This window comes from Acinetobacter sp. SH024 (assembly GCF_000163635.1).
Taxonomy (GTDB): Bacteria; Pseudomonadota; Gammaproteobacteria; order Pseudomonadales; family Moraxellaceae; genus Acinetobacter; species Acinetobacter pittii.
This window is the reverse complement of sequence record NZ_GG753601.1, coordinates 816878-825448: the sequence shown is the minus strand read 5'-3', so window position 1 is coordinate 825448 and position 8571 is coordinate 816878. Positions and strand designations below refer to the sequence as shown.

The 8571-nt window shown below is 35.9% G+C and carries 5 protein-coding genes; 3 read left to right on the top strand and 2 right to left on the bottom strand.

Going from position 1 to position 8571, the window contains the following annotated elements; all coding sequences use genetic code 11:
* The 3 genes from HMPREF0013_RS16390 to groL form a co-directional block, all read left to right on the top strand.
* The coding region (locus HMPREF0013_RS16390) for an Ig-like domain-containing protein (protein ID WP_005803940.1) at positions 1-4806 on the top strand (4806 nt) is incomplete at its 5' end.
* A 240-nt stretch (positions 4807-5046) separates the two neighbouring features.
* Positions 5047-5337 carry a co-chaperone GroES gene (locus HMPREF0013_RS16385; protein ID WP_002120604.1) on the top strand — a complete coding sequence of 97 codons (291 nt, stop codon included), beginning with the start codon at positions 5047-5049 and terminating at the stop codon, positions 5335-5337.
* Between the two features lie 58 nt (positions 5338-5395).
* Positions 5396-7030: a chaperonin GroEL gene (groL, locus tag HMPREF0013_RS16380; RefSeq protein WP_002120607.1), complete on the top strand. Its 1635-nt coding sequence runs from the start codon at positions 5396-5398 to the stop codon at positions 7028-7030.
* 266 nt (positions 7031-7296) lie between these two features.
* Here groL and HMPREF0013_RS16375 read toward each other — a convergent pair whose 3' ends face one another.
* Positions 7297-7512: a hypothetical protein gene (locus HMPREF0013_RS16375; protein WP_005803938.1), complete on the bottom strand. Its 216-nt coding sequence runs from the start codon at positions 7510-7512 to the stop codon at positions 7297-7299.
* Between the two features lie 222 nt (positions 7513-7734).
* The gene (locus tag HMPREF0013_RS16370) at positions 7735-8436 is read right to left on the bottom strand and encodes a hypothetical protein (protein ID WP_005803935.1); all 702 of its coding nucleotides are present in this window, start codon (positions 8434-8436) and stop codon (positions 7735-7737) included.
* Positions 8437-8571: the final 135 nt, after the last annotated feature.

Below are 8571 nucleotides of genomic sequence, written 5' to 3'. Positions count from 1 at the left end.
CATGGAGAAGAACTTACTTTTGTTGTCGTTGACCGAGCGGGTAACCGTAGTGCAGAGATCAAGCAAAACGCTTTAACTGATGATATTGCACCAAATTCAATTGAAAATATTGTACTTGATGCGAACGGACAGAACTTTACAGCTCAGGCAGAAGCAAACACTCAAATTGAAGTCAAAAATGCTGCTGGTGAGGTCATAGGATCTGGTTCAACCGATAGCATGGGAAATGTTTCAGGTTACTTATATCAAGTCTATTTACATGGAGAGGAACTCACTTTTGTTGTAGTTGACAAAGCGGGGAACCGCAGTACAGAGGTCAAGCAGAATGCCTTGATTGATGATATTGCTCCGAATGTGATTGAAAACATTATCTTTAATGAAAATGGTCAAAACTTTACAGCGCAAGCAGAAGCAAATAGCAAAGTTGAAGTTAAAAATACTGTGGGTGAGGTTGTAGGTTTTGGTTATGTGGCTGATGCTGGTAATGTCTCGGGTTACTTGAATCAAGTTTATTTAAAAGGTGAGGAGCTCACTTTTGTTGTGATTGATCAAGCTGGTAATCGTAGCGTTGAAGTAAAACAAACAGCCTTTCTTGATAATACGGCACCAGAAAATGCGACTAATTTAGTATTTAGCGAAGATGGTTCATATCTAACTGGTATGGCTGAGCCCAATTCTACGATTCAAATATTTGATCAGAATGGTCAATTATTAAATCTTTGGAATAATAATGTTAATTGGGATGGAACATTTAACCTCTATTTAAATAGTAACTACATGCATGGAGAAGTATTTAAAGTAGTTGTAGTTGATCAGGCTGGTAATTTGAGTGACGGGGTTACTGTAAAAGCACCGCTTGATGATATTGCTCCTGTAGCTGCAAGTAATCTTACATTCAATGAAGATGGTTCGTCCCTTTCTGGTGTGGCTGAGCCGAATACCTTCATCCAGATTTTTGACCAAAATGGTCAGCAAGTGAATACCTGGAATCAGAGTGTAAACGCTGATGGTACATTCAACATTTCTCTAGGTAACTACAATTTACATGGTGAAGAATTTACAGTCATTGTTAAAGACCTTGCTGGAAATGTGAGTGAAGCTGTTTCAGTTAAGGCGCCGCTTGATGATATTGCCCCAAATCCGATTAAAAATATTGTACTTAATGCGAACGGTCAAAACTTTACAGCACAAGCGGAAGCAAATAGTCAGATTGAAATTTTTGACTCATTTGGTAGCCAGATAGGTTGGGGCTCTACCGACAGCACTGGTAATGTGACGGGTTACTTCTATCAAGTGTATTTACATGGAGAAGAATTAACGTTCGTTGTTATAGACCGAGTAGGTAACCGTAGTGATGAAATGAAGTTAAATGCTTTGATGGATACCATTGCACCAAAGCCGATTGAAAACATCATCTTTAATGAAAATGGACAAAATTTTACAGCACAAGCAGAAGCTAATAGTTTTATTGGTGTCAAAAATGCTGCTGGTGAGTTTGTCGGTTATGGTTATGTCGATAGCACTGGTAATGTGTCAGGTTACTTGAATCAAGTTTATTTAAAAGGTGAGGAACTCACTTTTATTGTTATAGATAAAGCAGGTAATCAAAGTATTGAATTTAAGCAAAATGCTTTAACTGATGATATTGCACCGAATCCAATCGAAAATATTATATTTGATATCAATGGACAGAACTTTACAGCGCAAGCGGAAGCAGATAGTCGAATCGAAGTTAAAAATGCTGTTGGTGAGGTGGTAGGATCTGGTTCAACCGATAACATGGGTAATGTTTCTGGTTACTTCTATCAAGTGTATTTACATGGAGAGGAGCTTACTTTTGTTGTCGTTGATCGAGCTGGTAACCGCAGTACAGAGGTCAAACAGAATGCCTTAATTGATGATATCTCGCCAAATCCGATTGAAAATATTGTGCTCGACTCAAACGGTCAAAACTTTACTGCGCAAGCAGAAGTAAATACTCGGATTGAAGTCAAAAATGCTACGGGTGAGGTTGTAGGTTATGGTTATGTAGATAGTACTGGTAACGTGTCAGGTTATTTTAATCAAGTCTATTTACATGGAGAAGAGCTTACATTTGTTGTAATTGATCAAGCAAGTAACCGAAGTATTGAGGTTAAACACAATGCTTTAATTGATGATGTTGCACCATCAGCTGCTTCAAATATTACATTAACCTCTGACGGATTGCTTTTTGGTGAGGCTGAGCCAAATGCAACGATTGAAATTATTGATCAATATGGTGCAGTTATCGCAACAACTTATGTTTGGTACGATGGCACATTTAATCAATGGATTAATCTGAGTCAATACCAGACACAAAATTTGAGTATTGTTGTCAAAGATATTGCTGGCAACCGAAGCGAAGTTGCTCATCAGTTAGTACCTGTATTTACGAACTCACCAATTACTGCAACAGAGCTAAAACTGGATGTAGATGGTCATATTCTAACAGGAAAGGCAACAGCAGGAATGTCGATTGTTGTTACATCTACTGATGGTCAGATCATTAATGGAGGGTGGAATAATGTTGTGAATGAAGATGGTAGTTTTGCTATTCAGTTAATTGATTACTATCTACAGGGACAGACATTACAAGTTCGAGTTTATGACCAGAATACGAATCAATATAGCCTAATCTCTGAAATTATTGCGCCTTTAGACAATATTGCTCCAATAATTAATGATGTGGTGATTAGTAATGACGGTTATGGTATTACGGGACAAGCTGATCCGAAAGTAACCATTAAAGTAATGGATGCGGATGGAGATTTTAGAGCAGAATTTCAATCGGATGAAGCTGGATATTTCAATGCTAGTATTTATCCACCATTATTACGTGGAGAGCAATTATTTATCACGGCAACGGATTTAGCTAAAAATATAAGTACGCCATTTAATTTTACTTTTACTGCAGATACTAATGCACCACCATCAGCAGATCATGTTGTTTTATCTGAAAATGGTTTCTTCATTGAGGGAACTGCTACACCAAATAGTGAGATGCATATTTTTGATGTGTATAGTAATTATATTGGCGGTGGTTCTGTAGATGAAACTGGATATTTTAATATCCAGTTATACTCACCTCAGGTGAATGGACAAACTTTACGTGTTGTTGTGGAACATAATGGGTATCAAAGCGTTTATACAGAAATTAAGGCACCGATAGACATCGTTGCGCCAAATGCAGCAACACAACTTGTATTGGAAGAAGGAAATATACTTTCTGGGGAGGCTGAAGCATATTCAACTGTTAATATTTTCGATGCTAATAATAATTTAGTTGGTCAGACTACTGTGGGAAGTAGTGGTACTTTCTGGGTGCAATTATGGTCACAATATTGGCATGGTGAAACATTGACAGTAAAAGTAGTTGATGCCAATCAAAATATAAGTGTGGGCTCAACGATTGTTGCTACGAATGATACAACAGTACCGAATGTAGCCACACAACTTGCCATAAATGGATTGGGAGAGCTCACGGGACATGCAGAAAGTAGAGCTATCCTTGAAGTTATATATCATTTTGCTGATCAAGAATCTTCTGTAACTTCTGTAATAAGTACGACGGTTATGGTTGATGGAACTTTCTCTGTTTATATGTATGAGAATGCAACATCATTTGATCTTACTGTTATTGATCGTGCTGGAAATCGTAGTGAAACTATCAATAAAGCAATTAGTGATTTAACTACAATCACTGTTGATCAGTTTAAAGGTGATTCTGCTGATAATACTTATATAGTTGATCATATAATTGATTTTGTTCAAGAATATATTGTTGAGCCGTATGCAATATATAAAGATGTCTGGATTGATAATAGCTATACATATCCAGAATGGGTCACTGAAGGTCATTACGAACAGATATGGTTTGTTGATGGTTATTATGATTCCCAATTGGTCACAAGTGGTTATTCAACTGTACAAAATGTTTATCAAAATCAGAATGGTATAACTTATATTGATAATGGCATGGCAGATAGCGATTATGGTCGATATGAACAACAATATTATGATTTTGCGAATGGACAATGGCAAGAAGGTTATGAATTGACCTATATACGTTCAGAAGAAGGCTGGGTTGATACTAGTCATTATGAAGACGTTTATGTTGATACAAGTCATTATGAAGATGTTTGGGTAGATACTAGCCACTATCAAGATGTTTTCGTAGAAAGCGGTTATTGGGAGAACCAACTTGTTGAATCAGGCTATCGAGATGTTGATTTTGGTGGACACGATAAAATAATTAGCTCTGTGAGTTATAGTCTGGTTGGATATTCTGATTGGTCGACAGGTCTAGAAAGTGGTCGTTATGTTGAAGACTTGGAGTTGGTTGGTTCTGCTCATCTAAATGCAACAGGCAATGCTTTAGATAATCTTTTAACAGGTAACTCTGGTAATAACGTTTTGAATGGGCGTGAAGGTAACGATACCTATATGACTAATGAAGGTACTGATTCCATACTGTTCCAATTGCTAAATAGCCAAGATGCGACTGGTGGGAATGGACATGATACGGTGTTAGATTTTACTTTAGGTGATGTAAGAACTGATACTCAAGCAGACAAAATCGATTTAAGTGAACTATTAATTGACTATTCTAAAGACGTGAGCACATTAGCGAAATTTATTACTGTAGAGCAAGATGCTGGAAACACGACTATTAGTCTTGACCGAGATGGTGAAGGTACAATGTTTAGTAGTGTTTCATTGATAACTTTAAATCAGGTAAATACAACATTAGATGAATTGTTAAATAACCAGCAACTCTTTGTTTAACATTAATATTTATCTTTATAAAAGAGGCTATGAAAATAGCCTCTTTTATTTTGTGCTTTAAATTTAATAAAAACTCTTCACAACTTGTTAAAAAATGACCAAAAAAGATAAGTTTTTTTTCATTTTCCCCTTGAAGCCTTTTTTTTCATCCCCACAAAAGTGACATCTAAATATTTTGTTATTGCTCTGGATTAAAGCAATAACGATTAATCAAAAAGACTTAGTCTGATGGAGTTAATTATGAGCAACATTCGTCCATTACATGATCGCGTTGTAATTCGTCGCGTAGAAGAAGAAACCAAAACTGCTGGTGGTATTTTACTTCCAGGTTCTGCTGCTGAAAAACCATCTCAAGGTGAAGTAATTGCAGTAGGTAATGGTCAAATCACTGAGAATGGCGTACGTGCTTTGGATGTTAAAGTTGGTGACAAAGTATTGTTTGGTACTTATGCAGGTACAACAGTGAAAGTAAGTGGTGAAGAACTCTTAATCATGAAAGAGTCAGACATTTTAGCTGTGTTGGAAGGCTAATCAATCCATAACTCAATTCATTATCAGATTCAGTATTTAAAAAGATTCGGAGTTTAATATGTCAGCTAAAGACGTAAAATTTGGTGATTCAGCTCGTTCAAAAATGATTGCAGGCGTAAACGTACTTGCAGATGCGGTTAAAGTGACTTTAGGCCCTAAAGGTCGTAACGTAGTGATTGACCGTTCTTTCGGTGCTCCGCACATCACTAAAGACGGTGTAACTGTTGCTAAAGAAATTTCATTAAAAGACAAATTTGAAAACATGGGTGCTCAACTTGTTCGTGAAGTTTCTAGCAAAACTAACGACATCGCTGGTGACGGTACTACAACAGCAACTGTACTTGCTCAAGCAATTTTAAATGAAGGGATCAAATCTGTAACTGCAGGTATGAACCCAATGGATTTAAAACGTGGTATTGATATCGCAGTAAAAACTGTAGTTGAAAATATCCGTTCAAATGCAAAACCAGCTGACGATTTCAAAGCGATCGAGCAAGTAGGTTCTATCTCTGCTAACTCTGATACTACTGTTGGTAAACTTATCGCTCAAGCGATGGAAAAAGTAGGTAAAGAAGGCGTAATTACTGTAGAAGAAGGTTCTGGCTTCGAAGACGCGTTAGACGTTGTGGAAGGTATGCAGTTTGATCGTGGTTATATCTCTCCATACTTTGCAAACAAACAAGATACTTTAACTGCTGAACTTGAAAACCCGTTCATTCTTCTTGTAGACAAGAAAATCAGCAACATTCGTGAATTGATTTCTGTTTTAGAAGCAGTTGCAAAAACTGGTAAACCACTTCTTATCATCGCTGAAGATGTTGAAGGTGAAGCGCTTGCTACACTTGTAGTAAACAACATGCGCGGTATTATCAAAGTATGTGCTGTTAAAGCTCCTGGTTTCGGTGACCGCCGTAAAGCAATGCTTCAAGACATCGCAATCTTGACTGGTGCAACTGTTATTTCTGAAGAAGTTGGTATGTCTTTAGAGCAAGCAACTCTTCAAGATTTAGGTACTGCGCACAAGATCACTGTGTCTAAAGAAAACACTGTTATTGTTGATGGTGCTGGTGATGCTGCTGGTATTGCTGAGCGCGTTCAACAAATCCGTGCTCAAATTGAAGAATCTACTTCAGAATATGACCGTGAAAAATTACAAGAACGCGTTGCTAAATTAGCAGGCGGTGTTGCTGTAATTAAAATCGGTGCAGCGACTGAAGTTGAAATGAAAGAGAAGAAAGACCGTGTAGACGACGCGCTTCATGCAACTCGTGCTGCGGTTGAAGAAGGTGTTGTTGCTGGTGGTGGTGTTGCTCTAGTACGTGCGGTTAATGCATTAGATGGCTTAAAAGGCGCTAATGAAGATCAAACAGCAGGTATCAACATTTTACGCCGTGCGATCGAAGCTCCACTTCGTCAAATCGTTGCAAACGCTGGTGATGAGCCATCTGTAGTGATCAATGCAGTTAAAGGTGGTGAAGGTAACTTTGGTTACAACGCTGCAACTGGTGAATATGGCGATATGTTAGAAATGGGTATCCTTGACCCAGCTAAAGTAACTCGTTCTGCACTTGAGCATGCAGCTTCTGTTGCTGGCTTAATGTTAACTACAGAATGTATGATTACTGACATTCCTGAAGATAAACCAGCTGTTCCAGATATGGGCGGTATGGGTGGTATGGGCGGCATGATGTAAACTGCTCACTGATATCTTAAGTTTTTGTAATTTAATATGATTTAAGATATTGATATTTAACTTACTCACGATGTTACTCACATATGAGTTTGTTACAAAAAAGGTCACAAATGTTATTTGTGACCTTTTTAATTTTATAGACCTACTACATCTCTTAAAAATGACCTCATTATATTAGATAAGAATTTAACTATTGGATGAATGAGAATATTCAAAAAATGCGCCTGAGAAAAATCAGGCGCTTTTGACTTAGAGCAACATCTATTTCATTCTAACGTAAGAATTGAGTTTTCCTCATTTAGAATACAGGTAAGGACATAGCTATTAAGCCAGTAGTTTTTACGTCCATCTTTAATTGGTCTTTTCACGCGACCGGTTTTAATTCGATCATATAACTCTTTTTCAGATATATTCATTCTTAATGCAAATTCCGCAGTTGATACACGTCGCTCTGTATTAGTAAGGTCTATAGATATACCCATTAAATCTCTCCTACAATATAATTTTAAGAGGAAATCTCTTGAACTAAAGGCTATCAAATTAATTAAAAAAAAGATGAGATATGTTTAAAAAATCAAAAAAAATACTTATTCCTTTTATTATATCAGTAAATAATCTTTTGTTCGTTGTAGATAATAACAACGTCGACTGCTTAGCTCATTTAAAATAAATGAGCTAAACGTATAATGCTTTATCTTTTAATTTTATTTCTTATTTTTAAAGGGATTATTGTGGTCTAATAAAATGACATTTTTCTTATTATTGAAATTTCTTCCTTTTTCTGAGAATTTAAATTGTTCAATTTCGGACTTTGAAAACAATTCTTTTCTAAAATAATCTTTAGTTTGATAAAGCTCTATCATTTTAAGTGTATTCTCAAGATAATTCATTTCATTATTTTGTGATTTAAAAAATGATATAAGCACACTTCCAAGAAAAAATTTCTCATGATTCTCTTGCTTTCGATCTTTTATCTTCTTTTTTTCTTGTCTGTAAGGACTTTGAAATGAATTTTTGATTTCATTATGTGCTTTTTGTTTTATTAAATCAGGAACTCTTCGATTGTAGTTTCTTAGCATTTTTAATGCGATTTTTCTTCTTTCATCAGTCTGAGAGAAAGGGTCTTCATATCCACTAAAATCAACAATGTCTTTTTCAATATCAGAGCGATCACTTTTTTTGATTGAGCAGATAGTGTCCATTACTTCTTCTAATCTATTTAATTCTAAAACTTTATGATATTTATTCCTCAAATTTTTAATGTCTTCTTCTGTAAATTGATTTGCAGTTTTTGATCGAATCAATTGTAGTATTAACTCATCTGAATGAGTGCGTCTTGCTATCTGTTTTAAGTGTTTTTCAACACTTAAAATAATTTCATCTACTGTTAATCTAGTTCTAGCCATTTTTTAAACCATCTGCATTTAAGAAAATGTTGGTATATCATAGAGTCTTAAAAAAAATCGTCATATGTTGAGTTTTTCAAAAAAAACTACTTTTCTGTTAGTTTTGTTGCTGTTAATGGTGGGACAGATAAAAAA